Origin of the sequence: Halomonas sp. DP3Y7-2 (assembly GCF_019800795.1) — a bacterium.
GTDB classification, from domain to species: Bacteria; Pseudomonadota; Gammaproteobacteria; order Pseudomonadales; family Halomonadaceae; genus Halomonas; species Halomonas litopenaei_A.
On record NZ_JAHVKJ010000008.1, the window covers coordinates 230,910 to 254,630 of the forward strand.

The 23,721-nt window shown below is 62.9% G+C and carries 22 protein-coding genes; 18 read left to right on the forward strand and 4 right to left on the reverse strand.

What is annotated here, in order from left to right:
• Window positions 1–14: 14 nt before the first annotated feature.
• The 4 genes from KUV45_RS10890 to KUV45_RS10905 all read left to right on the forward strand — a co-directional run bounded on the left by KUV45_RS10890 (window position 15) and on the right by KUV45_RS10905 (window position 2,800).
• Window positions 15–1,169: a hypothetical protein gene (locus KUV45_RS10890; RefSeq protein WP_224852034.1), complete on the forward strand. Its 1,155-nt coding sequence runs from the start codon at window positions 15–17 to the stop codon at window positions 1,167–1,169.
• A 63-nt stretch (window positions 1,170–1,232) separates the two neighbouring features.
• Window positions 1,233–1,568, forward strand: coding sequence for a hypothetical protein (locus KUV45_RS10895; protein WP_206937474.1), 336 nt, complete (start codon window positions 1,233–1,235; stop codon window positions 1,566–1,568).
• Between the two features lie 67 nt (window positions 1,569–1,635).
• Window positions 1,636–2,073, forward strand: a complete 438-nt coding sequence (locus tag KUV45_RS10900) for a copper chaperone PCu(A)C (protein WP_222163044.1) — start codon at window positions 1,636–1,638, stop codon at window positions 2,071–2,073.
• A 238-nt stretch (window positions 2,074–2,311) separates the two neighbouring features.
• Window positions 2,312–2,800 (forward strand): SCO family protein, encoded by a 489-nt coding sequence (locus KUV45_RS10905; RefSeq protein ID WP_222163045.1) that lies wholly within the window; start codon window positions 2,312–2,314, stop codon window positions 2,798–2,800.
• Window positions 2,801–2,907: 107 nt separating this feature from the next.
• Here KUV45_RS10905 and xthA read toward each other — a convergent pair whose 3' ends face one another.
• Together xthA and KUV45_RS10915 are read right to left on the reverse strand one after the other, a co-directional pair.
• Window positions 2,908–3,723, reverse strand: a complete 816-nt coding sequence (gene xthA, locus KUV45_RS10910) for an exodeoxyribonuclease III (RefSeq protein WP_222163046.1) — start codon at window positions 3,721–3,723, stop codon at window positions 2,908–2,910.
• Window positions 3,723–3,980: a hypothetical protein gene (locus KUV45_RS10915; protein WP_206937484.1), complete on the reverse strand. Its 258-nt coding sequence runs from the start codon at window positions 3,978–3,980 to the stop codon at window positions 3,723–3,725. Before KUV45_RS10915 ends, xthA begins: the two co-directional genes overlap by 1 nt.
• A 203-nt stretch (window positions 3,981–4,183) precedes the next feature.
• On the opposite strand from KUV45_RS10915, the gene rhlB reads away from it, so the two are divergent.
• Window positions 4,184–5,458 (forward strand): ATP-dependent RNA helicase RhlB, encoded by a 1,275-nt coding sequence (rhlB, locus tag KUV45_RS10920; protein ID WP_222163047.1) that lies wholly within the window; start codon window positions 4,184–4,186, stop codon window positions 5,456–5,458.
• 115 nt (window positions 5,459–5,573) lie between these two features.
• The gene (gene dinG / locus KUV45_RS10925) at window positions 5,574–7,721 is read left to right on the forward strand and encodes an ATP-dependent DNA helicase DinG (protein ID WP_222163048.1); all 2,148 of its coding nucleotides are present in this window, start codon (window positions 5,574–5,576) and stop codon (window positions 7,719–7,721) included.
• A 110-nt stretch (window positions 7,722–7,831) separates the two neighbouring features.
• On the opposite strand, the gene KUV45_RS10930 is transcribed toward dinG, so the two are convergent.
• Entirely contained in the window at window positions 7,832–8,905 is a 1,074-nt protein-coding gene (locus KUV45_RS10930; RefSeq protein ID WP_206937503.1) for a 3-deoxy-7-phosphoheptulonate synthase, read from the reverse strand.
• Between the two features lie 301 nt (window positions 8,906–9,206).
• On the opposite strand from KUV45_RS10930, the gene rpoE reads away from it, so the two are divergent.
• From rpoE to KUV45_RS10990, 12 genes are all read left to right on the forward strand, one after another.
• Window positions 9,207–9,812, forward strand: a complete 606-nt coding sequence (rpoE, locus tag KUV45_RS10935; RefSeq protein ID WP_206937507.1) for an RNA polymerase sigma factor RpoE — start codon at window positions 9,207–9,209, stop codon at window positions 9,810–9,812.
• 266 nt (window positions 9,813–10,078) lie between these two features.
• On the forward strand, window positions 10,079–10,801 hold the full coding sequence (locus KUV45_RS10940) for a sigma-E factor negative regulatory protein (protein WP_206937510.1): 723 nt from the start codon (window positions 10,079–10,081) through the stop codon (window positions 10,799–10,801).
• Window positions 10,802–10,939: 138 nt separating this feature from the next.
• A complete protein-coding gene (locus tag KUV45_RS10945) occupies window positions 10,940–11,983 on the forward strand; it encodes a MucB/RseB C-terminal domain-containing protein (RefSeq protein ID WP_222174238.1) in 1,044 nt (347 codons plus the stop codon).
• A complete protein-coding gene (locus KUV45_RS10950; protein ID WP_206937531.1) occupies window positions 11,980–12,450 on the forward strand; it encodes a SoxR reducing system RseC family protein in 471 nt (156 codons plus the stop codon). Before KUV45_RS10945 ends, KUV45_RS10950 begins: the two co-directional genes overlap by 4 nt.
• Window positions 12,451–12,608: 158 nt before the next feature.
• On the forward strand, window positions 12,609–14,033 hold the full coding sequence (locus KUV45_RS10955) for a DegQ family serine endoprotease (protein ID WP_222163049.1): 1,425 nt from the start codon (window positions 12,609–12,611) through the stop codon (window positions 14,031–14,033).
• A gap of 210 nt (window positions 14,034–14,243) precedes the next feature.
• Window positions 14,244–16,061 carry a translation elongation factor 4 gene (gene lepA / locus KUV45_RS10960; RefSeq protein ID WP_206937537.1) on the forward strand — a complete coding sequence of 606 codons (1,818 nt, stop codon included), beginning with the start codon at window positions 14,244–14,246 and terminating at the stop codon, window positions 16,059–16,061.
• Between the two features lie 92 nt (window positions 16,062–16,153).
• Window positions 16,154–16,957, forward strand: a complete 804-nt coding sequence (gene lepB, locus KUV45_RS10965) for a signal peptidase I (protein WP_206937539.1) — start codon at window positions 16,154–16,156, stop codon at window positions 16,955–16,957.
• Between the two features lie 57 nt (window positions 16,958–17,014).
• Window positions 17,015–17,704: a ribonuclease III gene (gene rnc, locus KUV45_RS10970; protein WP_222163050.1), complete on the forward strand. Its 690-nt coding sequence runs from the start codon at window positions 17,015–17,017 to the stop codon at window positions 17,702–17,704.
• On the forward strand, window positions 17,701–18,600 hold the full coding sequence (gene era / locus KUV45_RS10975) for a GTPase Era (protein WP_206937566.1): 900 nt from the start codon (window positions 17,701–17,703) through the stop codon (window positions 18,598–18,600). The genes rnc and era overlap by 4 nt, the downstream gene beginning before the upstream one ends.
• Window positions 18,601–18,662: 62 nt before the next feature.
• The gene (gene recO / locus KUV45_RS10980) at window positions 18,663–19,361 is read left to right on the forward strand and encodes a DNA repair protein RecO (protein WP_222163051.1); all 699 of its coding nucleotides are present in this window, start codon (window positions 18,663–18,665) and stop codon (window positions 19,359–19,361) included.
• Window positions 19,362–19,633: 272 nt separating this feature from the next.
• Complete coding sequence (gene pdxJ / locus KUV45_RS10985) at window positions 19,634–20,449, forward strand: pyridoxine 5'-phosphate synthase (RefSeq protein WP_222163052.1); 816 nt, start codon at window positions 19,634–19,636, stop codon at window positions 20,447–20,449.
• Between the two features lie 27 nt (window positions 20,450–20,476).
• Window positions 20,477–20,878 (forward strand): holo-ACP synthase, encoded by a 402-nt coding sequence (locus tag KUV45_RS10990; RefSeq protein ID WP_222163053.1) that lies wholly within the window; start codon window positions 20,477–20,479, stop codon window positions 20,876–20,878.
• Here KUV45_RS10990 and KUV45_RS10995 read toward each other — a convergent pair.
• Complete coding sequence (locus tag KUV45_RS10995) at window positions 20,875–23,718, reverse strand: ATP-binding protein (RefSeq protein WP_222163054.1); 2,844 nt, start codon at window positions 23,716–23,718, stop codon at window positions 20,875–20,877. The genes KUV45_RS10990 and KUV45_RS10995 overlap by 4 nt on opposite strands.
• Between the last annotated feature and the right edge of the window lie 3 nt (window positions 23,719–23,721).

Below are 23,721 nucleotides of genomic sequence, written 5' to 3' on the forward strand. Positions count from 1 at the left end.
CAAGCGAGGTAGCCATGTCGACAACACCGCTGGCGGGACGAGCCCTGCGCAGTTTGCTGTCTATTGCAGTGGGGGCAGCGCTGCCTGTAGCAGCGTCGACCGCGCTAGCCGCACCGACCCTGTCAGGGGGCATCATTGCCGATCTCAAGGGGCTCGAGCAGCAGCTTGCAGATGATCCATCTGCGGTTGAGGACAAGGCCGAAAGCCAGGCTCAGCGGCTCAGTGCCGGCAATGCGGCGGATCGCTGGGCGGCTGCCTTGTACCTGCAGCTCGCGGCAGGGGCCGAGTCCGCCCAGGGGCGGCATCAGCAGGCCGCAGAACATCTTGCCGCAGCACGGGAACTCGACGGAATAGAGGCGCAGCAGCGTGACCGCTGGCAGCGCCAGGAAGCCGAACTGCGCATCCAGGCAGGCCAGTCGTCTCGCGCGGCGGTGCTGCTCGAGGACTGGCTCCAACGCCATCAGGACAGCGATGCACTGTGGCTGATGGCCGAACTGGCCGCCGAGCAGGAAGCGTGGGACGAGGCCGCAGACTGGGTCGAGCGGGCCAGGCAGCAGGATGCCGACCCGACGGCTGAACGCCGGCAGTTCGCCGGCGCCGTTATGCAGCGCAGCGGCCGGCTGGATCAGGCATTGGCGGACCTGGAGGCTGCCTTGGCTGATCACCCCGCCAATAGCGAGGGCTGGCGGCGCGCGGCGGCCATGGCTCAGCGTCTGGGACAGCCGCAGCGGGCTGCTGCATTGTGGGAGTCTGGCTGGCGCCATGGTGCGCTATCCGGAAGTGATGACCTGGAGCAGCGCATCCAATTGCACCTGGCGGCAGGTACGCCCGCCCGCGCGGCTGAGCTGCTGGCCATGGCCATTGAGCAAGGTGTGCTCGAGGCCACCGAGAGCCGTCAGCGCCAACTGGCCGAAGCCTGGTTTCGTGCCCGCGATCGCCAGCGTGCCCTGGCCGCCTGGCAGGCATTGGCCAGCGACCATGACCGGGGTAGCGACTGGCTGCGCTTGGGACAGATTGCCGCAGCCTGGGGGCAGGAGTCCGTCGCGGTAGGGGCGCTGAAGCGAGCGCTCGAAAAGGGAGAAACCGACGCAACGTCTTGGTTGGCGGCACTTTCCGAGGAGACTCCACCAGCGGACGAAGGCTCTGACATGGGCGGCACAGACAGCTGAGCGATCGCCGCCCGCAGCGCGATTGGGTTGTCGACGATCAACGTTCAACCGTAGACTTTGCGCATGAAAACACTTCGAAGCCCTTTATTACTGGTCGTTGTTCCAACGGCTGCGATTATCGTGCTGGCGGCGGCGATCTTTGGCTCCCAGGCGCTGTCGGACAGTCGCCTCGATGACGACGCTCGGCGCGCCTTGGCCTCGGCGCTGGGCACTTCCTCTTCCATCGAGCTGGCTCAGTTGCAGGAAGTACGCTATGGCTACGGTCTATGCGGCTCCTATCGCCTGTCACCCGAGCAAGGGTTTGCGTCCTTCTACATGGACACCACGACGGGGGACGTTGAGCTAGACGTCAATTCTCGTCGTTTCAACACGCATTGTGGTCTGTCAGCGCTCTGCTGACAGGCGATGCAGTGCTTCCCAGGTGTCAGCCCTGATGCTGTCTCTGCCCATCGTCTGGAGTTCTCCCATGCGTTTCATGTCTGCTGCTGTGTCTCTTGGTCTTGCTGGCCTGTTGCTGGCTACCCCTGTCGTTGCCGCTGAGCTTGAGATCAGTGACGCGCGTCTTCGCGTGCTGCCTGGAGACAGGCCTGGCGCCGGCTACTTCCAGCTGCATAATCCGGGCGAAGCGGCTGTCGCCGTGGTAGGCGCCGAGACCGATGCCTACAAATCGGTGGAACTGCACATGAGCATGGAACAGGACGGCATGGCCATGATGCACGGTGTCGAGCGCTTCGAGGTGGGGCCGGGCGAGACGCGAGAGTTTGCGCCGCAAGGCTACCATCTGATGTTTATGCAGCCCCAGGCGACCCTCAACGTCGGAGACGATGTCGACGTGACGCTGTTGCTGGAAGGTGGGGGAGACGTCGCGGCCACCTTCGAAGTGGTGTCTCCGGCAGCGCTCTGACACCTCGGGTCATCGCACGGGCTCTGGGTTGCCACGCAAGCAAGTTCCAGCAGTGGTGGCCCTCCGTCGCCTGGGTTATGACGTAGTTATGATGTAGTTATGACGTAATGATGCTAGGCATGGGGGTAGGATGACGTCGTTTGGGAAGCGCGCCTTGGGGGTGTGTCTTGGACTAGGGTGGCTTGCGCTCGCGGGCTGCGAGGATGCCAATTGGCGTGGCACGGACATTTCGGAGACCATGCCGCCGTTGGACTTCGAGCTGGTCAGCGAAAGTGGCGCCGGGATCAATGAAGGGGATGTCGCCGGCGACACGGTGCTCGTCTATTTCGGCTTCACCCATTGTCCCGATGTCTGCCCGACCGCCTTGGCGCGCCTGTCCGCCGCACTGCGGGAACTGGACGAAACGGTTCGCGAGGATGTCACGGTGCTGTTCGTCTCGGTGGATCCCGAGCGCGATACTCCTGAGGTGCTAAAGGCCTACACCGAGGCCTTTGGCCCCCGCTTTGTCGGCGTCACCGGGGACAAGGCAGCCTTGGACGAGGTCACTAATCGTTATCGTGTCAGCTATCGACTGGGGGAGCCAGAGGCGGATGGCAGCTACGATGTTGATCATTCCAGCGCCATCTTTGCATTCGATGCCGGTGGTGATGCTCGGCTGTTGATGCGCGACAGCGACTCGGTAGAGGCCATCGCGGCGGACATTCGTCGCCTGGCGCAGCAGGGCTAGCCCGCGCTAGCAAGCCGCTACATACACGCCGCTACATGAAAAGGGCCGCCCGATGGGCGGCCCTTTTCTGTCATGCAACAGATATCGCCAGCGGCGCCAGGTACTGCCTACAGGTCAAACTCGGTCCACACTGGCGCATGATCGGACGGCTTTTCCATGCCGCGCAGGTCATAGTCGATGCCGGCCTGGGTGGCGCGTTCGGTGAGGCTTGAGGTGGTCAGGATATAGTCGATTCGCAGGCCGCGCTTGGGCTCACGATCAAAACCCTTGGAGCGATAGTCGAACCAGCTGAAGCGATCGTCCACGGTGGGGTACAGGTGACGATAGCTGTCGACGAGTCCCCATCCCTTGATACCGCTCAGCCACTCGCGCTCCACCGGCTGGAAGCTGGTCTTGCCCTCGCGCAGCCAGCGCTTGCGGTTGGATTCGCCGATGCCGATATCGATGTCTTCGGGGGAGATATTGAAATCTCCCATCACCGCGAGGCGCTGCTCGGGCGAATGCTGCTGGTCGAGCAGCTGTTGCAGCTGAGCGTAGAACGCGCGCTTGTGGGGAAACTTGGTCGGATGGTCGACGCTCTCGCCCTGGGGAAAGTAGCCGTTGTAGACCCAGACGGACTCGCCGTCGGCGCATGGCAGGCGTGCGCCAATCATGCGCCGCTGAGCGTCCTCATTGTCATCGGGAAAGCCGTAGCGGATTTCCTCTGGCGTCTGACGCGTCAGCAGGGCGACACCGTAGTGGCCTTTCTGACCGAAGAAATAGACCTGGTAGCCCATGGCCTCCACCGCCTCGCGGGGAAACTCGCTGTCCTGAACCTTGGTCTCCTGCAGCCCAATCACGTCGGGCCGGTGGGCTGCAATCAGGGCTTCCAATTGATGCAGGCGGGCGCGAATACCGTTGATGTTGAAGGACACCAGCCGCATCAGGAATCTCCCTTGCCAGCATCGCTGTCAGGAGTGTCCGGACGAGAGGGGTGGATCTCGATGTTGGGGGCAGCGCGCATACGTTCCAGGCGCTTGGCCGCCTGGTTCTTGCGCTGCTGCTTTTTCTTGGCTGAAAAGCGCCGGGACGAGGTCACTTCGTCGGGGTTTTCGTGGCGCCATTGCTTGTAGTCCTTGCGCCGACCGGTGCGAATGGTCACCTTGTCGGCCAGCGAGCGGGTCTTCTTGCGGCGTGTCATGACGCGGGGCTCCTCTCTATAATGTGCGCATTCTAACAGGGCGAGGGCTGACGGGGCAGCCGTCGTCGTGCAACGAATACGCATCAGGCAAGCCCAAACCGCCAGAGGCTGTTACAATGGCTGGCTTGAGTCAGGACATGAGAGCAGCCGCTCTGCGTGTCCCGTTTGCATTCACCTCCCGAGACGGACACACAGCACAGCCTATGAGCGAGTCGGAACAGACCACCGCACCGGCCGAGAGCCGCAAGCCCAAGCGTCGCCGTCGCAAGCCGCGGCGCCGTCAGTCCAACTGGGACCTGCGCCAGTTCCAGGTGCCCGCCGTGGCGGGCAAGTGGCGGTTCCATGACTTCGATCTGCCGCTGCCGCTGATGCGTGCCATTCATGCCCTGGGCTTTGAATATTGCACGCCGATTCAGGCCGAGGCGCTGACCCACACGCTGCTGGGTGGGGATGTGGTCGGCAAGGCGCAGACCGGGACCGGCAAGACGGCCGCCTTCCTGATTTCCATGCTGGCCTACTTTCTGGAAGAAGAGGCGCCGGACGGTCAGAAGGCTGGCGCCCCGCGCGCGCTGATTGTGGCGCCAACCCGTGAGCTGGCGCTGCAGATCGAGAAGGATGCCAAGGCCCTGGCACGGTTCACCTCACTCAAGGTGACCAGCGTTGTTGGTGGCATGGATTATCAAAAGCAGCGCGATGGTCTGGCAGGCAACGTGGACATCCTGGTCGCGACGCCTGGTCGCCTCCTGGACTTCCAGCAAAAGCGGGACATCGATCTGAGTCAGGTCGAGGTGCTGGTGCTGGACGAGGCCGACCGCATGCTGTCGATGGGCTTCATTCCGGACGTGAAGCGTATCATTCGCTACACCCCCAAGCCCGAAGAGCGCCAGACGTTCCTGTTCTCGGCGACCTTCACCGAGGACATCCTCAATCTGGCAAGCCAGTGGACGCATCAGCCTTCCCACGTGGAAATCGCGGTGACCGTGGACAACGCCGCGGACATTGATCAACGCGTCTACATGGTCAGCGATGACGACAAGCAGCGGCTGCTGGTGCAGTTGTTGCAGCAGGAGTCGTTTGATCGCGTCATGGTGTTCGGCAATCGTCGCGACCTGGTGCGCAAGCTTCAGGACCTGCTCAAGAAGGCCGATATCAACGTGGCGATGCTCTCTGGTGATGTGCCCCAGAACCAGCGCATCCGCACCCTGGAGCAGTTCCGCGAGGGCGAAATCCAGGTGCTGGTAGCAACGGACGTCGCCGGGCGAGGGATACACATCGAAGACGTCAGCCACGTCATCAACTACACCCTGCCGGAAGATCCCGAGGACTACGTTCACCGGATCGGCCGGACCGGCCGTGCGGGAGCCAAGGGCGTCTCGATCAGTTTTGTTGGTGAGGAAGATGCCTTCTCGCTGCCCGAGATCGAGCGCTTCATCGGTGACAAGTTGCCTTGTGAACACCCACCGGAAGGGCTGCTTTAAGCTCACCTGGGTGAACGGGTTGCCTGTGTGACAGGGCCGGCTCAGTGCCGGCCCTGCTTGTCTGTGGGCAATGCCTGCCCGACTTCCGTGATCGCCGAACATAGCGGGACCCGCCATGCTGGATGATGCCCTAAAACGCGAGATTCAGACCGCTTATCGCCGTGTGCTGGAGGCGTTGGAACTAACGCCTCGCTACGGTCAGCGCCTGATGATCGCTGAAATTTCGCGCACCCTGGCCTCCATCGAAACGGATGAGGACGGCAAGCGCACGAGCGACGAGCATGTCTGCGTGCTGGAGGCGGGCACCGGTACCGGCAAGACCCTGGCCTACCTGCTGGCGGCATTGCCGGTTGCCAAGGCGCGGGGCAAGCGGTTGGTGCTGGCGACCGCGACGGTGGCGCTGCAGGAGCAAGTGCTGCATCAGGATCTTCCTTCGCTGAAGGCCCATAGCGGACTGTCCTTTGACTTTGCCCTGGCCAAGGGGCGGGGGCGCTATGTCTGTGTGGCCAAGCTTGATGCCGCCATGGACGGGGTAGAGGACAACCCCACGCTGTCGCTGTTCGAGCAGAGCCTGGACAGCGCCAGTGGCGACGACTTCAAGGATCTGGTCGCCGCCATGGGCGACGCCTACGGCAACGGTCGCTGGGAAGGGGATCGTGACAGCTGGGGTGAAGCTATCGACGATGCGCACTGGCGGCGCCTGACGGTAGATCATCGCCAGTGCACCAATCGTCGTTGTGGCCACTTTGGCGCCTGTGCTTTCTTTCGCGCTAGGCGCGATCTTGATCAGGCCGATGTCATCGTCGCCAATCACGATCTGGTGCTGGCGGACCTGGCGCTCGGGGGCGGCATGGTGCTGCCTGATCCAGCGGACTGCATCTACGTCTTTGACGAAGGACACCACCTGCCGGACAAGGCCATCTCGCACTTTACCCACCGCTTCAGCGTGGGTGGGGGCTTGCGCTGGCTGCGCAATCTCAAGGGTTCGCTGACAGAGCTCAATACAGCGTTGGGCGTGCAGCCCACCTTGGCACGGCTGCTGGCGGCGCTGCCGGTGGCCATGGATGCCCTTGAGCCAAGACTGGGTGAGATTTTTGCGCTGGGGCACCAGCTCGCCGAGCGTCCCCACGGCCTGGCCGACGAAGAGGATGGTGCCCAGCACCGCTTCGAGATGGGGCGCGTGCCAGAGGCCTTGCGCACCCAGGCGGAGGGGCTGGTCGTGCCCTTCGCTGAGCTCTGCCGTCACCTGGAGTCGATGACCGATATCCTGCGTGAAAGCCTGGATCCCGAGAAGTCCACGGGGCTGGCACGTGAGCAGGCAGAGGCCTGGCTGCCCCTGTTGGCACTGTTGCACGGCAGGGCGCTGGAGGCCCATGCCCTGTGGCAGGCCTTTGCCGAGATGGATCCCGCGGACGCGCCGCCCAGGGCCCGCTGGCTGACGCTCGAGCGCTTCCAGGGGGAGCCCGAGCTGATCTTTTCGGCTAGCCCGGTGTCGGCGGCGCATACCCTGGCGCGCTCGCTGTGGGGGCGCTGCCACGGTGCCGTGGTGACCTCGGCGACATTGACGGCGCTGGGTCGCTTCGAGCGCCTGCAAGAGCGTGCCGGTCTGGCCAATCGTTATCGTTACCAGCGACTGCCGAGCCCGTTCGACTATTCGCGGGCCATCTTGAGTGTGCCTAAGGAAGCGGTGGATCCGTCTGACCGTGAAGGGCATGAGCGGGCCATCGTTGACTTCGTCGAGGCTCTCGATGCCAGCGAGGCGGTGCTGGTGCTGTTTTCTTCTCGTGCACAGCTGCGCGGGGTAGAGAAGGCGTTGTCACGGGAGCGTCGCGAGCGGGTGCTGGCGCAGGACCGGTTGCCCAAGCGCGAGCTGGTCACCCGTCATCGACAGCGGGTCGACGACGGCGAAGGCAGCATCCTGTTTGGTCTGGCAAGTTTTGCCGAAGGCATCGATCTGCCCGGGGATTACCTGACGCATGTGGTTATTACCCGCTTGCCCTTCGCGGTGCCTGATGATCCGGTAGGCGCGACCCTGGCCGAGTGGATCGAGAGCCAAGGCGGCAATTCGTTCATGCGCATCAGCGTACCCGATGCGTCGATCAAGCTGGTGCAGGCCTGCGGCCGGTTGATCCGCAAGGAAGCCGATCGTGGCCGGATTACGCTGCTCGACCGCCGTGTGCTGACCCGTCGTTACGGTCGGGCACTGCTTGATTCACTGCCGCCCTTCGTGCGCGAGGTGGACGGAGTGCGCCAGTCAGGTTGAGCTGGCTCAGGCGGCAATGATGGAATGTGACAGCACAACGCAACGAGCCCGCCATTGGCGGGCTCGTTGCGTGAAGACGCTGGTGCAGCCAGCTCTCTGGCTTGGTGGGGCTAGCCGAGGCGCTTGGTCAGTACCGGGGCCAGGCGCTCGTTCATGCCGCGCAGTGCTTCCACGGTAGTGTCCCAGTCGATACAGGCATCGGTGACCGAAACGCCGTAGGCCATTTCGCTGCGATCCTGCTTGATCTTCTGGTTGCCCCAGCCGATGTTGGACTCGACCATCAGCCCGATGATCGAGCGATTGCCGTCCAGAATCTGGTGGGTGACGTTGTCGAGCACCAGTGGCTGCAGGGCAGCGTCCTTGTTGGAGTTGGCGTGGGAGCAGTCGATCATGATGTTCGGCTTCACCCCAGCCTTCTTCAGCTCTTGCTCTGCCAGCGCCACGCTGACGCTGTCATAGTTGGGCTTGCCGTTGCCTCCGCGCAGAACCACGTGGGCATAGGCATTGCCACGGGTGCGGATGATGGCGACCTTGCCCTGCTGGTCGATGCCGAGGAAGTTATGGGGGTGAGCCACCGACTGCAGCGCATTGACCGCCACGTCCAGGCTGCCGTCAGTGCCGTTCTTGAAGCCCACCGGACAGGACAGGCCAGACGACATTTCGCGGTGGGTCTGAGACTCGGTGGTGCGAGCACCAATCGCCGACCAGCTGATGCAGTCCTGCAGGTACTGAGGGGAGATCGGGTCAAGCGCTTCGGTGGCCAGTGGCAGGCCAAGCTCCGACAGTTCCACCAGCAGGCGCCGAGCGATGTGCAGTCCTTCCTCGATCTCGAAGGAGTCGTTGAGGTGAGGGTCGTTGATCAGTCCCTTCCAGCCAACGGTGGTGCGCGGCTTCTCGAAATACACGCGCATGACGATGAACAGGCTGTCCTTTACCTCATCGGCGAGGCGGCGCAGACGGCGCGCGTAATCCAGCGCTGCGTCGACGTCGTGGATGGAGCAGGGGCCGACGACCATCAGCAGGCGCGGGTCGCTGCCGTCGAGAATATTCTGGACGGTCTTGCGGCCTTCGATCACCGTGGCCTCTGCCTCGGCGGACAGTGGAATTTCCTGCTTCAATTGCTCTGGGGTGACGAGAACATCCTGGGCCAGGACGTTGAGGTTGTTCACCTGCTTGTCGGACATGAGGTCTACCTGTGTGTATCGTGTCAGCGCTGACGTTTTTGCGTGCTCCTACTATCCCTTGAGGCAAGGGAAACTTCAATCGTTCAACGGAACCTTGTCGCGCATCCGCTGTCCGACCGGCTTCAACAAATAGAGCCAGAGAACGCTTGATGCGAGACACGGAAACAGGAACACTTGTGCCTTTTATCATGACGAGTCTTATGACCTATACGTCGCCGACGGGTGAAAGGGGCTTCCCTGTTGCCACGGGCCAGTCCGAGGGTCCGGCGCCGTCAGCCCGACACCGTCGGGGAGGAGAGAGATGACGGCCAAGGAAACGGACCAGCAACTGGTAGCGCGAGCCCAGAAGGGCGATACCCGCGCCTTTGATCTTCTGGTCAAGAAGTATCAGCACAAGATTCTCGGACTGATCGGGCGCTACATCAATGATCATGCCGAGGTGCAGGACGTTGCTCAGGAGGCCTTTATCAAGGCCTATCGCGCACTTGGCAAGTTTCGGGCCGAGAGTGCTTTCTATACCTGGATGTACCGTATTGCCATCAACACCGCCAAGAACCACCTGGTATCACGTGGTCGGCGTCCGCCGGGCAGTGATCTGGACATCAACGATGCCGAGATTCTGGACATGAGCGGTCGGCTCGCTGACATCGAGACGCCCGAGGCCTCGATTGCTCGGGATCAGCTTGAGTCAGCCGTGTTTGAGGCCATTGAAAATCTGCCCGATGACCTGCGTACCGCGATCACCCTGCGTGAACTCGACGGTCTGTCCTATGAAGATATTGCCCAGATCATGCAATGTCCGGTCGGTACCGTGCGATCGCGTATCTTCCGCGCGCGAGAAGCAGTGGATCAGCATATTCAGCCGCTGATGACCACGTCGCGCAATGCGGAATCCCTGTCTGAATAGGCGGCAGGAGCGGCTTTAGTGGCCTGGGGAAAAGGGCAAATCATGCGACTTCCCCATTTTTTTCAAATTGAGATGAACTGTTGGCGAGAATGGGCGTCTTACCCAGTGACTGACCGATACATGCATTGGGCTTCCATTGCCTCACGCCGCACGCTGTAGCTGGCTTCAAGGCGGCAGAACAAAGGCAGTTCGGTAGTGGAACCTGACGCCGATTCTAGGGTCTTGGACCTGTAGGCGTGACGCTTCGTCGAAATGAGGTGTGGAGAATGAGTCTGAACGCACGGGAATCGCTTTCAGCCCTGATGGACAATGAAGGTGACGAGCTGGAGCTGCGTCGGGTGCTGAAGGCACTGGATGGCGACCAGGACAGCGCAGAAAGCTGGCGCCGTTACCATCTGATGCGGTCTGCTCTGCGCCGCGAGACAGATACCGATCCCTCCGTGGATCTGTCGGCCGGCATCATGGCCCGACTGGAGGATGAGCCTGCTCCGCTGGTGGAGTCGTCCCCACAAGGCACAGCGCAGCGTGGAGGCATTGGCCTGGCGCGCGGAGCTGGCATTGCGGCGGCGGTGTCGTTGATGGTGATCAGCGGCGTGCAGTTCTACAACTCGTCCTTTGATGCCGCGCCTGCCGCTGGCACTGCAGGTTTGGCCGCCGGAAACGGTGCCGCCCAGCCGGCCAGCGTGTCCAATGCCAATGCCGGCGCGGAGCTGGCCAGCGTAGCGGCCTCGCGCCCCTCGCTGATGGATTTGCCGATGTTCCAGTCCGGGGCCGGCAATGGAGCTACGAATAGCGGTTTGATGACGGTCGGTGCGCAGGTGGCGTCACCGATGATGCTGTCACCTTCGGCCCAGCAATCTCGCGTCAGCGATCAGGCCCAGGCACAGCTGTTGCAGTCCTACCTTGATCGGCATGCCCAGGGCGCCGCCTTCAGCAGCGCCGACAACTGGATGCCGATGCTGCGCAGTACGCCCGTCGAGGCGCGCTGAACAGACGCGGATTGCCGCAGCGATGACTGTCGCTTGCGCACATGATGGATTTGTCCGGCCCCTGATGGGGCCGGGCGTCGTTAATGACAAGCCTGTCGGGACACACCTCCTATGCCATATGCAGGGCCGCATGCTTCCGTGACGGGTCGGCTGACGCTCCTTCTCGCCTGCCTGTGCCTTTCTCCGCTGACGCTGGCGCAGAGCGCGCCCGTCTCCTCCAGCCCTGCGCTTGCCGGGGCGCCGTCTGAGGCGGCTGACGTTCAGAGCGTCTATGACTGTGCCGCGCTACCTGCACTGGCGCCTCCCTCTGAACCGGGAGAATGGTTCGAGCGCAGCGTGTGGGCATCCCATTGTTACCAGTATCAGGCCCGCGCGGTGCGGATTGTCGATGACGAGGTGGTTACCCTGTCGGTAGCGCGAGACATCCGTCAGGGGGTGGAGCGAGATCGCCTGCACTTTCTTGATGGGCCTAATCGTTCGCTGCTGCGAGAGGGCGGTGCCTTTCGCTTCGAACTGCCTTCTCCGGAGGGTGCCGCACCGGCTTCCCCCGAGGCCCTAGTCGAGCATCTGAGCCATTTCTATCGCCTGCGACTCGACGGTGAAGAGCGCATTGCCAACCGGGCCGCGGTGCGGCTCGAGCTGCTGCCCCTGGATGACATGCGCTACGGCTATCGCATGTGGCTGGACCGGGAAACGGCGATTCCTCTAAAGCGGGCGCTGATCGATGACAACGGGCGCGTGCTGGATACCTTCCAAGTTGTCGCGATGACACCGCCGCAGCGCTATCAGGGCAGGGTCGAACTGAAGCGCCCCGCGTCCTCTGCGACCCTCGCCTGGCGCGCCGGCTGGCTGCCGGGTGGGTTCGTTGCCCAGCCTCTGATGGCGATGGCGGACGATACCGATGAGCCCCGTCGTCACAAGCTTTACAGTGATGGCCTGTCGACCATCAGCCTGTTTGTCGAGCCGGTTGCCGGGGCGCGGGCGCTGCGTCCTGGGGTGCACCGACTGGGCGCCAGTCACGCCGCGGTACGTCGGATTCAGCAGCAGGGACAGTTGCTCCAGGTGGTGGCCGTCGGTGAGTTGCCCCCCAGCGTATTGATCCGAGTGGTCGAGACCCTGGAGATGGGAGAGGCGTCATCGGCTCCCTCGTTGACGACTGACGGCCAGAGCGCGTCATCATGAGTGGGTCCTGCGCCACCGCAGAGGCGACCGTGATCGGCTGGACCCTCGACGGTATTCGGGTGGCCGTGAAGCCTCAGCCTGGCTGCGGGCAGTGTGCTGCGCGGGGCGGTTGCGGCGCCCGTTGGCTGTCCCAGGACACGCCTGAGCGCCGTGAGCTTGAGGTGGCGACCACATCCCGGCCTCCCATTGGCAAGCCTGTGACGATCAGGCTGGCCTCGGCGACGCTGGTGCGAGCCAGCGTGTTGATGTACGGGCTGCCGCTATGGGTGGCGTTGGGCCTGACCCTGCTGGTGGAGCTGGCCTGGCCGGAGCACTGGTCATCTCCTCTCGCCTTTGTTGCTGGGCTGGTGGTCGGCGCGGCGTTGCTGCGTCGTCATCTGCAGCGGCAGGGAGCACAGTTTCGCCCTCAGTTGGTGGGCGCGCCTGTCGATGTGTCGGACGAGGCGGCCGAGGTGCGGTCTCGTTAAGGGTGGCTTGCTCGCTAACGATTGAACCTTTTGCGCTGGCGACGGTAAAACATGTAGCGACCCCAGGGACGCATCGAATAGATGACGCACAGAGCGGTGTATTCCGTGCCTCTCTCAGGTCGCTTCTCTCGCAATCAGAGTCCTAGCAGGAGCCTTGCATGAAGCCGATGACTCGCACCCTGTCCACGTGGATGGCGCTGATGGTGGGCATGGTCGTAGCCCAATCCAGTCTGGCCAGGGATCTTCCCGATTTCACCGAGTTGGTCGAAGAGGCCGCCCCAGGCGTGGTCAATATTTCCACGACCCGCGTGACAGAAGGGTATTCAACGCCCTTTGGCAACTTTGGCGGTCAGGAGATTCCCGATATCTTCCGTCACTTCTTTGGGGATCGCTTTCCGGTACCCCCGGGCGGTGGCGGTGGTGGCCACACCGAAGAGCGCCAGTCGCTCGGTTCTGGTTTCGTGATCGATGCCGATGGCTACATCATGACCAATGCCCATGTGGTGGAGGGTGCCGACGAGATCATGGTTCGCCTCAATGATCGTCGGGATCTCAAGGCCGAACTGGTCGGTGCTGATGAGAAGACCGACGTGGCGGTGCTCAAGGTCGACGCCAGTGACCTGCCGACGCTGTCCCTGGGGGACTCCGATGACCTCAAGGTTGGCGAGTGGGTGGCGGCCATCGGCTCGCCCTTCGGCTTTGATCATTCGGTGACGGCGGGCATCATCTCTGCCATCAACCGCACCTTGCCGCGGGATGCCTATGTGCCCTTTATCCAGACGGACGTGGCGATCAACCCCGGGAATTCCGGCGGTCCGCTGTTTAACCTGGACGGCGAGGTGATCGGTATCAACTCGCAGATCTTCACACGTAGCGGCGGCTTCATGGGGCTGTCGTTCGCGATTCCGATCAACGTGGCCATGGACATTGCCGATCAATTGCGTAGCGAAGGCCATGTCACCCGTGGTTGGCTGGGCGTGATGATTCAGCCGGTCTCCAAGGATCTGGCAGAGTCCTTTGGCATGGAGCGGCCAGAAGGCGCCTTGATCGCCGATGTCGACCCGGATGGTCCTGCCGCTCGGGACGGTCTGGAAGCGGGGGATATCGTGCTGGAAGTGGACGGCGAAGCCGTCGAGCGTTCCAGCAGCCTGCCGCGCTTGATTGGTCGCGTGGCCCCGGACAGTGAGGTTGAGCTGAGCGTGCTGCGTGGAGGAGATCGGCAAACCCTGACGGTCACCGTGGGCGACTGGCCTGAAGCGTTGGCTGGGGGCAGTGGCGAGTCCTCCAGCAGCGCCTCGCCGGCCCGTCTGGGGATTGCGGTGCAGGCGCTGACAGAGGCGGAGCTCGGCAAGTACGGCATCGACGCTGGTGTGCGGGTCAGCGATGTGGACCCCCGTGGCGTGGCGGCGGCTTCCGGTATTCGCCCTGGCGACATCATCGTCAGTGTGGATCAGACGCCGGTGGAAAGCGGCCGCCAGTTGAGCCAGCTGGTGCGTGAATTGCCCGCTGATCGTGCGGTGCCGGTACGCCTGTATCGCGATGGGCGCTCGCTGTTCGTGGCGCTGCGCCTGGCCGACGACTGAGCGCCAACAGGCATTTTTTGCTGGTGACGAACGCCCGGGTTCACCCCCGGGCGTTGTCGTCTTCTGCCACGCTACAACAGCCCGCCGATGCGGCTTGGGATGCGCGGGGCAGGGGATGCCGGTACAATGGCGCCAACTTTTTCTCGGCGTCACCCAGGCAAGGTTATTCTCGTTGCCCTTCGGCGCGTTCTCAAGATGGAATCATCCAGCATGTCAGAACCTGATAACCGCAAGGTAATCAATAATATACGCAACTTCTCGATCATCGCGCATATTGACCATGGCAAGTCTACCCTGGCCGATCGCCTGATCCAGAACTGCGGAGGCCTGACCGAGCGTGAGCTCAAGGATCAGGTGCTGGATTCGATGGATCTGGAGCGTGAGCGCGGTATTACCATCAAGGCCCAGTCGGTGACGCTGGATTATCATGCCAATGATGGCCAGACCTACCAGCTCAACTTCATCGATACGCCAGGGCACGTCGACTTTTCCTATGAGGTGTCGCGTTCGCTGTACGCCTGTGAGGGCGCGTTGCTGGTGGTCGATGCCGCTCAAGGGGTGGAAGCCCAGTCCGTCGCTAACTGCTATACCGCCATCGAGCAAGGCCTCGAGGTGTTGCCGGTGCTTAACAAGATGGACCTGCCCCAGGCGGATCCGGACAAGGTGGCTCACGAGGTAGAGGAAATCATCGGCCTCGACGCGACCGATGCCTGCCAGGTTTCCGCCAAGAGCGGCATGGGCATTGACGCCTTGCTGGAGCGCCTGGTGCGCGACATCCCGCCGCCCAAGGGGGATCCCGAGAAGCCGCTGCAGGCGCTGATCATCGATTCCTGGTTCGATAACTACCTTGGCGTGGTATCCCTGGTCCGTATCTTCGATGGTGTATTGAAGAAGGGCGAGAAGATTCGCATTCTGTCGACCGGGCGTGACTGGCAGGCCAACGAGGTGGGGATCTTCACGCCGCTGCGCAAGGAAACCGATATCCTGCGCGCCGGCGAGGTGGGCTTTGTGGTAGCCGGTATCAAGGACATCCACGGGGCGCCGGTGGGGGATACGATTTCCCACGCCAAGACTCCTGACGTCAAGCGTCTGCCCGGGTTCCAGAAGGTCAAGCCTCAGGTGTACGCAGGCATGTTTCCGGTCAGTGCAGATGACTACGAGGACTTCCGTGACGCCCTGGAAAAGCTGGCACTGAACGATGCTTCGCTGGACTATGAGCCGGAAAACTCGGATGCCCTTGGCTTTGGTTTCCGCGTCGGCTTCCTCGGCACGCTGCACATGGAAATCGTTCAGGAGCGCCTGGAGCGCGAGTACGACCTGGACCTGCTGACCACCGCTCCCACGGTGGTCTATGAACTGGGAATGAAGAACGGCGAGGTTCGCTACGTTTCCAACCCGTCGAAGCTGCCTGACATGGCGGACGTCGAAGAGATGCGTGAGCCGATCGTTCGGGCCAGCATCCTGGTGCCCCAGGAGTTTGTCGGCAACGTGATCAGCGAGTGCGAACTGCGCCGCGGCACCCAGAAGGACATGCTGTTCCTGGGCAGCCAGATCCAGCTGACCTACGAACTGCCGATGAGCGAAGTGGTCATGGACTTCTTCGATCGACTCAAGTCGATCTCCAAGGGCTATGCCTCACTCGAGTACAATTTCGAGCGCTTTGAAGCGGCCAAGCTGGTGCGTCTTGACGTCCTGATCAACGGTGATCGGGTCGATGCGCTGGCGGTCATCATCCATCGTGATCACGCCCACAGCCGCGGCCGGATCCTGGTGGAAAAGATGAAGGAGCTGATTCCCCGTCAGATGTTTGACGTGGCGATTCAGGCTGCTATCGGTGGTCAGGTGGTGGCGCGCTCGACCGTCAAGGCACTGCGCAAGAACGTCACCGCCAAGTGCTACGGCGGTGACATGACGCGTAAGAAGAAGCTGCTCGAGAAGCAGAAGGCCGGCAAGAAGCGCATGAAGCAGGTCGGTCGCGTGGAAATTCCTCAGGACGCCTTCCTCGCCGTACTCAAGGTGAACGACTAGCGTTCCCCTCGGGCGTGGTGCACGTCCCGGCGTAGTTGCCGGGGCCATCCGCCCGATCCCTATTGTCTATCAAGCCACCTGGAATGACTGATATGGACTTCTCCCTGTTGCTGGTGATCGCGGTTGCCGTCACTGGCCTGATCTGGCTGCTCGACCTGGTCTGGTGGCGTCCTCGCCGTCGAGCCCACACCGAGATGGCCGAAGCCGGCACCACCGAAGGGGTAGGCACCACAGCGCGGACCCTGGCCAGCAAGGAACCCTGGCCGGTGGACTATGCCAGGTCCTTCTTTCCAGTGCTGCTGGTGGTGCTGGTGCTCAGAAGCTTTGTGGTGGAACCGTTTCAGATTCCCTCGGGCTCGATGCGTCCGACCCTCGAGATCGGCGACTTCATTCTGGTCAACAAGTTTACCTACGGCCTTCGGCTGCCGGTGAGCAATACCAAGGTGCTGGACGTCAACGAGCCGGAGCGGGGAGACGTGATGGTGTTCCGCTTTCCCCAGGATCCCTCGGTGAATTTCATCAAGCGGGTCGTGGCGGTGCCGGGAGATACCCTGCGCTACGTTGACAGGCAGCTTTACGTCAATGGCGAGGCCGTGCCCAAGACGTTGCTCGACGATGCTCCCGACAGTGCACCAGGCGAGCTGCTGTTCTCCGAACAGCTGGGCGAGCATCAGCATCAGATCTACAATAATCCTCGTGCTACTAGCCCGTTGGTCCATGATGTGGTCGTGCCTGAAGGCATGTACTTTGCCATGGGTGACAACCGGGACCATTCCAATGACAGCCGCTATTGGGGCTTCATCCCCGAAGAAAACATCGTCGGCAAGGCCTTCGCAGTGTGGATGCATTGGGACGGTGGATTGCCGAGTTTCGCCAGCGTGCGGTCGATTCCTTGATCGCATCCTGGCGGCCAGGTGTCCCCATCGTCAGATTACAGAATTAACAGGAGCGTCGTGAGCAATCCCCTGATTCCCTTCAGTCGCCGAATTGGCCATGATTTCCAGAACCCCGATCTTCTGGAACTGGCCATGACCCACCGCAGTTACGGTGGTCGAAATAACGAGCGCCTCGAGTTCCTCGGTGACTCGATCGTCAACTTTGTCATTGCCGAGGCCTTGTTTGCCCGTTTCCCTGAAGCTCGGGAAGGGCAGTTGTCGCGTCTGCGGGCCCGCCTGGTGAAGGGACAGACGCTGGCGGAACTGGCCCGGGAGATGCGCTTCGGGGAGTGTCTGCGCCTGGGCTCCGGCGAGATGAAGAGCGGCGGCCATCGGCGCGAGTCGATTCTGGCCGACGCCGTCGAAGCGGTGATCGGCGCCATCTATCTGGATGCGGGTATGGACACGGTCAGAAGCCGTGTGCTGGCCTGGTTCGAGGAACGTCTGGGGCGTATTGACCTCAAGGAGTCCCAGAAGGACCCCAAGACCCGCCTGCAGGAGTTTCTGCAGTCCCGTCAGGCGCCGCTGCCGCGTTACGAGGTGACCTCGGTGGAGGGTGAGGCGCATGCCCAGACCTTTACCGTCGAATGCCACGTCGAGATGCTCGACGAACACACGACCGGCACCGGAGCCAGCCGCCGCCACGCCGAACAAATGGCGGCAGAAAGCGCCTTGAAGCGTCTTGACCCGAAGGGAGCCAGCGCATGAGCCAGACCTGTGGATTTGTGGCCATTGTCGGTCGACCCAACGTCGGCAAGTCGACGCTGATGAATCGCATTCTTGGCCAGAAGATATCGATCACGTCACGTCGCCCGCAGACGACGCGCCATCAGGTGCTCGGGATCAAGACCGAAGGCGAAGCCCAGACGATCTTCGTGGATACGCCAGGTATCCATATTCTCGGCAAGGATCGCAACAAGGCCATCAACCGCTTCATGAACCAGGCGGCGGTGCAGGCCCTGCGTGATGTGAACTGCGTGGTGTTCCTGGTCGATCGTACGCGCTGGACGGAAGAAGACCAGATCGTGCTGGACCGTCTGGCCAACGTGAAGGCACCGGTCATCCTGGCGGTCAACAAGGTGGATCGTCTGCAGGACAAGGCGTCATTGCTGCCTTGGCTCGCGGAGCTTGGCAACAAGCGTGAGTTTGCCGCCGTTGTGCCGATTGCTGCCCAACACGGCACCAACGTGCCCGAGCTTGAGGCCGAGATCGACAAGCACCTGCCTGAAGGCATTCACTACTTCCCGGAAGACCAGGTTACCGACAAGAGCATGCGCTTCCTGGCCGCCGAGATGGTGCGCGAGAAAGTAATGCGTCAGTTGGGTGATGAGCTGCCCTACCAGATGACGGTGGAGATCGAGGAGTTTCGTGACGAGGCCCGGGTGGTGCACATCAGCGCGCTGATCCTGGTGGAACGCCAGGGGCAGAAGAAGATCCTGATTGGCGAGAGCGGCGATCGGATCAAGAAGATTGGCCGCGAAGCCCGACTGGACATGGAACGGGCGCTCGACAAGAAGGTCATGCTCAACCTGTGGGTCAAGGTGAAGCGTGGCTGGTCCGATGACGAGCGAGCGCTGAAGAGCCTCGGCTACGACCTCGACTGAAGCCCTCCGCCGCCGGCCAGGCCGGCGGCCCCTTCGCTGCCTCTTTTCGGACGCGACGCGACATGCAGCCGCAACCCGCCTTTCTCTTACACAAGCGACCCTATCGCGAGACCAGTGCCCTGGTCGAATTGCTGACCCTGGACCACGGCCGCGTGCGCGCCGTGGCTCAGGGCGTGCAGCGTCCCAAGAGCCGAGCACGCGGTCAGCTGCAGCCGTTCGCCCCATTGCACCTGACCTGGCAGGGGGAGCGTGAGCTGAAGCGCCTGAGACTGATGGAGTCTCGTGGCCCAGCGGCAATGCTGGTGGGTGAGGGACTGCTGTGCGGGTTGTATGCCAACGAGCTGCTGACGCGCCTGCTGCCGGTGGAGTTTCCCGTGGCCCAGGTCTTTGCGTTCTATGCCTCGGCCGTCGACGCACTGGCCGTGCCCGCCAGCCGCGCGTCAGCTCTGCGCCGCCTGGAATACGCCCTGCTTGATGCGCTGGACGCCTTGCCGCGCTTTAGCGTGGCGAGCGGTGCCAGTCTGGATCCTCAGGCTCGCTATCGATTTGATGCCGCGAGCCGAACCTTTGTGGCCGCGGACAGCGGGCTTGATGGTCGCACCCTGAAGCTGCTGTCGTCTGCCGACTGGGGCGAGCCTGGCCTTGCCGGTCCCGCCAAGGTCCTCAGCAGGGCAGCCCTGGCCCCTTTGCTGGGGGACCGACCGCTGCGCTCGCGCGGGTTGATGGTGTCCATGGCGCAACGGCGCCGGCAACAGCCTTGAGCGCGTTGGGCAACAGCCTTGAGCGATACGGGATATAGCGAGCCCTGAGCGTTGTGGGATACGGCCTTGAGCGTTGTGGGATACGGCCTTGAGCGTTGTGGGATACAGCCTTGAGCGTTGAGAGAAACAGCCCTGAGCGGTACTGATACTCGCCCCGAACCTCGCAAGCGATCGATGCATGGGGGTGATACCATGCGCGCTAGAGCAGCGCGTTCGGCTTGCCGGTACCGGTGATGGCGCGTTGCTCATCACCCTCTAGACGGAGAACTCTGATGCACCCCCCAAGACTGCTGCTGGGCGTCAACATCGATCACATTGCCACTCTGCGTCAGGCCCGAGGAACTCGCTACCCTGATCCGGTACAGGCTGCCTTGTTGGCAGAAGAGGCGGGTGCTGACGGGATTACCGTGCATCTACGTGAGGACCGTCGCCATATTCAGGAGCGTGACGTGCGTGTATTGGCTGAAGTGCTCAACACGCGCATGAACCTCGAGATGGCGGTGACCGAGGAGATGCTGGCCCTGGCCGAGGAGGTCCGTCCGGCACACGTCTGCCTGGTGCCCGAGAAGCGCGAAGAACTGACCACCGAAGGTGGCTTGGATGTGGTCGGTCAGTTTGACGCGGTCAAGGCCGCCTGCGAGCGTCTGGCAGCGGTGGGCTGCGAAGTGTCCCTGTTCATCGATGCCGATCCCGACCAGATTGCCGCTGCCCAGCGTGCCGGGGCGCCGGTGATCGAGCTTCACACCGGGGCCTACGCGGAAGCGACATCGGACCTGGAGTCACGCCGCGAGTATCAGCGTATCGTGGCTGGCGCCGAGATGGCCGTGGAGCTGGGGCTGATCGTCAATGCGGGACATGGTCTGCATTATCACAATGTGGAGGCGGTGGCGGCCATTCCCGGGCTGCACGAACTTAACATCGGTCACGCCATCATCGCGCGCGCGCTGTTTGTGGGGCTCAAGGAGGCCGTGGCAGAGATGAAGCGGTTGATGCTGTCGGGCTACGAGGCCGGCCTGGTGGCGGCCATCGAGGAGTTTGACCACGACCACGACCACGATCACGATCACGATCACGACCATGCCCATTGATGTCAGCGTGTCAGGGGGGCGCGGCTGGTGATTCTCGGAATCGGTACCGATATCGCGCGGATTGAGCGCTTCGAGGCCGCCGTGGTCCGCCATGGGCCGCGCTTTGCCCAGCGTATCCTGGGGCCCAAGGAACTGTTGCGCTACCCCCATGCCCCGCGCCCCAGCGCCTACCTGGCCAAGCGTTTTGCGGCCAAGGAGGCATGGGTCAAGGCGCTGGGCACGGGCCTGCGCCAGGGCATGCGCTGGACCGAGATCGAGGTCGTCAACGATGCTCTTGGGCGCCCCCATATTGCGCTGTCGGGAGAAGCCCTGCGCCTTGCGGGGGAGGCCGGCATGTCGCGCTGCCATCTGTCCTTGAGCGATGAAAGCGATGTGGTGGTCGCCTTCGTCGTGATCGAGGGCGGCGATCTCTCCAGGCGGCCAGACTAGCGGTGTGACTCGCGGTCCCCTGGGGCTTCCAGGGGCACTTCGCCGGAGGATGCCTGCCAGCGTTCGACCTGTTCCATGGCGTGTTGCAGGCTGGGTAGCAGGGGGCGGACGTCGTCGATACCGCGGGAGCGCAGGCGCGTTTCGAGGGTCTCGACCAGCAACGCCATGCGCGGTACGCCGCAGTATCGGCAGGCACCGTTCAGCGCATGGATGGCGTCGAGCAGGGCTTCCTCGTTCTCGTCCTCCAGTGCCGCCTGAATCTCCTGGCGGGTCTGCTCGAGGGAGGCCGCCAGGGTCGCCAGCAGTTGACGCGCCAGGGGCTCGCGTCCCCCCGCCAGTCGCGCTCCCAGCGCGATATCGATGTCCGGCAGGTCTTCTTCGCGGGTGGGTGCAGTGGGGGGCGCTTGCGGTGTCTCTTCCTCCAGTCCACTCCCCAGTCTGAGTGTCAGCAGCTCATCGAGTCGGGTCGTATCCAGCGGCTTGATCAGTACGTCATTCATGCCGTTGGCCAGCAATTCCCTCCGCTGGCTCTCGAGTACGTGGGCGGTCACCGCGATAATCGGTCGTTCGGCCCACTCGGCACTGAGTTGCCGGATCGCACGGGCTGTCTCCACGCCATCCATGCCGCCCATGCGAATGTCCATCAGTACCAGGTCATAGAGTTGCTGTTGGGCGAGCGCCAGAGCCTCTTCGCCGCTGCTGGCCAGGGTAACCCGTCGCCGCGGGCTTTCCACCAGCTCGCGCAGCAGCAGTCGGTTGGTTTCGCTGTCGTCCACCACCAGTAGCTGTGCCGTCTCGCTGGTTGCGTGATCGTCACTAGCGACAGCGCCGCCGGGCTGTGGTGTTGCTGCGTCGCTGTCGATCTCTGTCTGACGGTCCCGTTGCGCGTTCGCCGGTCCAGCGGTGCCGGCAGCGTGGTCGACTGTCAGTGCCTGCTCGTTGGCCGGCGGTGGCAGGGTAGCCTCCGGTGCAGGCAGTGCCGTCACCGAAGGTGTCTTGGTCAGGGCGATGATCGGTTCCAGCGCGTTGGCCAGCGCCTGGCGTGCGAGGGGCTTTGACAGCACTCGCACATGGTGCGGTAGCTCCAGCGCCGGGATGTCCGGCAGGCCCGCGTTGATCAACAGCAGGGTGGGGCAGCTGCGGCCATTCAGTCGCTCACGCAGTTGGGCGAGCTCTGGGCCTTCCAGCTCCTCGACAGGTATCGCCTCGAGCGCCAGGCGCGCCTGCTGTGGGCTCTCCACGACGCGGCCTTCCCATTGGTTGAGCAGGTGCAGCAGGGCGCGGCGGGTGGCGCCGTGGGGTTCCTCGACAAAGATCGGCATCTGGTCAAGGGACAGCTCTGGCGTGCGGCTGCCTCCCGTGATGCCGGCCAAGGGCAGGGTGAAGTGAAAGGTCGAGCCCCGTCCAGGACTGCTGTCGACGCCGATGATGCCACCCATCTGTTCCACCAGCTGGCGCGATATGGCAAGCCCCAGACCCGTCCCGCCGTACTGGCGGGTATGGCTCGCAGCGGCCTGACGGAAAGCCTGAAACAGACGTCGTTGTTGGCTGTCACTGAGTCCGATACCGGTGTCACTGACGCTGATCCGAAGCTTCATGGGCTCATGCTGGGTGTCTTCGACCATGACCCTGACGATGATATCGCCGCGCTCGGTGAACTTGATGGCGTTGTTGACCAGGTTGGTGACGATCTGGCGGATGCGCAGGGGATCACCAATGAACTCCTCTGGCACGTCATCGTAGACCAGGCTCAGCAGCTGCAGGCCTTTTTGCTGAGCCAGCGGGGCCTGCAGCCCCAGCACTTCGTCGACCAGCGACTGAATGTCCACCGGCACGTTTTCCAGAATCAGCTTGCCCGCTTCCAGCTTGGAGAAGTCCAGCACATCGTTGACCAGAGACAGCAGGTTGTCGCAGGCGCGCTGTACCTGATCGAGCCACTCCCGTTGGCGGGTGTCGAGAGAGGAGCGACCAATCAAGCGGCAGAAGCCGATGATGCCGTTCAGGGGGGTGCGAATCTCATGGCTCATGTTGGCCAGGAATTCCGATTTCACGCGGTTGGCCTCCACCGCCTGTCGGTGGGCGAGATCCAGCTCGATGTTCTGCACCTCGATGGTTTCCATCGACTCCTGCAATTCTGCAGTGGCGTGCTCAATCTGCTGTTGAAGGTCGTCTCGCGCCTGGGCCTGGTGGTCGATCAAGGCGTTGACACGACTGCCCAGCGCCGCCAGCTCCCGAGGCTGGTCCAGGGCAAGATGGCTAGGCTGGCGGCCTGCGGCCAGCTGATCCAGCAGGTGGGAAATGTCGTCCATGGGCCGGGTCAGGCGTCGGCTCAGGGTCAGCGCGACCAGAAACAGCAGCAGCCCACTGACCAGCAGCGCCACCGCGGCTCTGGCCAGGTGGCTGTAGGTGGCCAGCAGCAGGAGTGATGCGTCGACGTCGAGGATCAGGTAGGCGGCGGTGACGCCCGGGACCGGCACCGTCATCACCCATTGGCGGTAGTGTCTGGTCAGTTGGGCCTGGCCCCCTGGGGTGGCGTCCAGAGCGGCCCCTCGCAGGCGTCCAAGCTCAATTACGCTCTGGTCGCGATGGATCAGGCGCAGTGCGCGAATGCTGGTGATATCCATCAACCGGTTGGCCGCGGCCTGCACCCCCGGCGTATCCCCCAGCGACAGCGCCGAGCCGAGCGTCGGCGCGACCAGCTGGGTGGCGGTAACCAGGTTCTGTTCCAGTGCCGATTGACGCAGGTCATGCTGTTGCTGCACGGTCAGGCCGACGGCCAGGCTGAGCAGCACCAGCGGCAGCCCCACCAGGGCCAGCATCAACCTTGTCTTCACGCTCATGGC

Bases quoted from the DNA above. Each gene is read 5' to 3' on its own strand.
- lepA (WP_206937537.1), top strand. From the start codon at position 14,244: ATGTCAGAACCTGATAACCGCAAGGTAATCAATAATATACGCAACTTC.
- pdxJ (WP_222163052.1), top strand. From the start codon at position 19,634: ATGCACCCCCCAAGACTGCTGCTGGGCGTCAACATCGATCACATTGCC.
- era (WP_206937566.1), top strand. From the start codon at position 17,701: ATGAGCCAGACCTGTGGATTTGTGGCCATTGTCGGTCGACCCAACGTC.
- KUV45_RS10905 (WP_222163045.1), top strand. From the start codon at position 2,312: ATGCCGCCGTTGGACTTCGAGCTGGTCAGCGAAAGTGGCGCCGGGATC.
- KUV45_RS10900 (WP_222163044.1), top strand. From the start codon at position 1,636: ATGCGTTTCATGTCTGCTGCTGTGTCTCTTGGTCTTGCTGGCCTGTTG.
- KUV45_RS10895 (WP_206937474.1), top strand. From the start codon at position 1,233: ATGAAAACACTTCGAAGCCCTTTATTACTGGTCGTTGTTCCAACGGCT.
- KUV45_RS10995 (WP_222163054.1), bottom strand. From the start codon at position 23,718: ATGAGCGTGAAGACAAGGTTGATGCTGGCCCTGGTGGGGCTGCCGCTG.
- recO (WP_222163051.1), top strand. From the start codon at position 18,663: ATGCAGCCGCAACCCGCCTTTCTCTTACACAAGCGACCCTATCGCGAG.
- xthA (WP_222163046.1), bottom strand. From the start codon at position 3,723: ATGCGGCTGGTGTCCTTCAACATCAACGGTATTCGCGCCCGCCTGCAT.
- KUV45_RS10915 (WP_206937484.1), bottom strand. From the start codon at position 3,980: ATGACACGCCGCAAGAAGACCCGCTCGCTGGCCGACAAGGTGACCATT.
- KUV45_RS10955 (WP_222163049.1), top strand. From the start codon at position 12,609: ATGAAGCCGATGACTCGCACCCTGTCCACGTGGATGGCGCTGATGGTG.
- rhlB (WP_222163047.1), top strand. From the start codon at position 4,184: ATGAGCGAGTCGGAACAGACCACCGCACCGGCCGAGAGCCGCAAGCCC.
- KUV45_RS10940 (WP_206937510.1), top strand. From the start codon at position 10,079: ATGAGTCTGAACGCACGGGAATCGCTTTCAGCCCTGATGGACAATGAA.
- dinG (WP_222163048.1), top strand. From the start codon at position 5,574: ATGCTGGATGATGCCCTAAAACGCGAGATTCAGACCGCTTATCGCCGT.
- lepB (WP_206937539.1), top strand. From the start codon at position 16,154: ATGGACTTCTCCCTGTTGCTGGTGATCGCGGTTGCCGTCACTGGCCTG.
- KUV45_RS10890 (WP_224852034.1), top strand. From the start codon at position 15: ATGTCGACAACACCGCTGGCGGGACGAGCCCTGCGCAGTTTGCTGTCT.
- rpoE (WP_206937507.1), top strand. From the start codon at position 9,207: ATGACGGCCAAGGAAACGGACCAGCAACTGGTAGCGCGAGCCCAGAAG.
- KUV45_RS10950 (WP_206937531.1), top strand. From the start codon at position 11,980: ATGAGTGGGTCCTGCGCCACCGCAGAGGCGACCGTGATCGGCTGGACC.
- KUV45_RS10930 (WP_206937503.1), bottom strand. From the start codon at position 8,905: ATGTCCGACAAGCAGGTGAACAACCTCAACGTCCTGGCCCAGGATGTT.